The sequence below is a fragment of the Mesorhizobium sp. M6A.T.Ce.TU.016.01.1.1 genome, assembly GCF_003997065.1.
Taxonomy (GTDB): domain Bacteria; phylum Pseudomonadota; class Alphaproteobacteria; order Rhizobiales; family Rhizobiaceae; genus Mesorhizobium; species Mesorhizobium mediterraneum.
The window spans coordinates 1-1,404 of the sequence record NZ_RZTJ01000084.1; the positions used below are offsets into that span (position 1 = coordinate 1).

The 1,404-nt window shown below is 70.3% G+C and carries 1 pseudogene; it reads left to right on the forward strand.

Features of this window, described 5'->3' with window-relative positions:
• A pseudogene (locus tag EOC94_RS35205) lies at positions 1-1,404 on the forward strand (autotransporter outer membrane beta-barrel domain-containing protein); the annotation flags it as partial.

Below are 1,404 nucleotides of genomic sequence, written 5' to 3' on the forward strand. Positions count from 1 at the left end.
GAGACAGCTCCCGGGTGGCACGGCCGGCGACGGCGGTTTTGCCGGAGCAGGCGGCCTGTTCACCGCGGTTGGTGTCGGCGGCCATGGCGGCGGCGGCGGCAATGGCGGATTTGCCCTGGGTGGCGCGGGCGTCGTTGCGGTCGGCGTGGGTGGCAACGCAGGCGCGGGTGGCATCGGCAAGAAAGTCGATATGACGACCGGCGGCACGGTCGAAACCAGCCAGGCACGTTCGGCCGGCATCATCGCGCAGTCGCTTGGCGGCGGCGGCGGCAATGGTGGCTTCGTGGTTGCAGGCAGTCTGGGGGTGAGCGTCGGCGTTGGCGGCAAGGGCAGCGGGGGCGGCGACGGCGGCCAGGTGTTCTTCCGCACCGCTGGCGGCGGCCAATCGATCATCACGCATGGCACCGATTCCGCCGGCCTGATCGTGCAATCGGTCGGCGGCGGCGGCGGCAATGGCGGTTTTGTCGGAACATTCGGCGCTATCGCCAATCTGGGCATCGGCGGCGGCGCCGGCGCGGCAGGCCGGGGCCAGGCGGTCGACGCGACCTATAACGGGTCCGTGGAAACGTGGGAGCAGCGCTCGGCCGGCATCATCGTGCAGTCGATCGGCGGCGGCGGCGGCAATGGCGGCGGCGTCATTGGTGTCGGCCTTGGCCTCACAGTCGGCATCGGCGGCAATGGCGCCGGCGGTGGCGATGCCAATGCTGCGGAATACAGATCCGCGACAACCACGATCACCACTCATCAGGCCGATTCGGAAGGCCTTGTCGTGCAGTCGATCGGCGGCGGCGGCGGCAATGGCGGCTTTTCCTTCAATCTGTCGGCGGGTGCTGCGGTCGGCGTAGGCGGCCAGGGCGGCGCGGCCGGCGAAGCCGGCACGGTCAGGGTCACTGTCAACAGCGGCTCCATCCATACGATCGAGGACCGTTCGACCGGCATTATCGCGCAATCGGTCGGCGGTGGCGGCGGCACTGGCGGCGGCAGTGTCGCCGGCAGCTTTGCCCTCAATGTCAGCATAGCCGGCAAGGGCGCCGGCGGCGGTGGCGGCAAGACGGTCGACGTGACCAATGGCGCCAGGATCGCCACCGAGGGCGTGCAGTCGCATGCGATCTTGGCGCAGTCGGTCGGCGGCGGCGGTGGATCGGGTGGCTTCTCGATCGCCATTGGTGGTCCGTCGCTGGCCATCGGCGGTGCCGGCGCTGCCGGCGGCTCGAGCCAGAAGGTCACAGTTCGCAACACGGGAGAACTTTCCACCGCAGACGACCTCTCGGTCGGCTTGCTGGCGCAGTCGATCGGCGGCGGCGGCGGCGACGGCGGTTTTGCCGGAGCAGGCGGCCTGTTCACCGCGGTTGGTGTCGGCGGCCATGGCGGCGGCGGCGGCAATGGCGGATTTGCCCTGGGTGG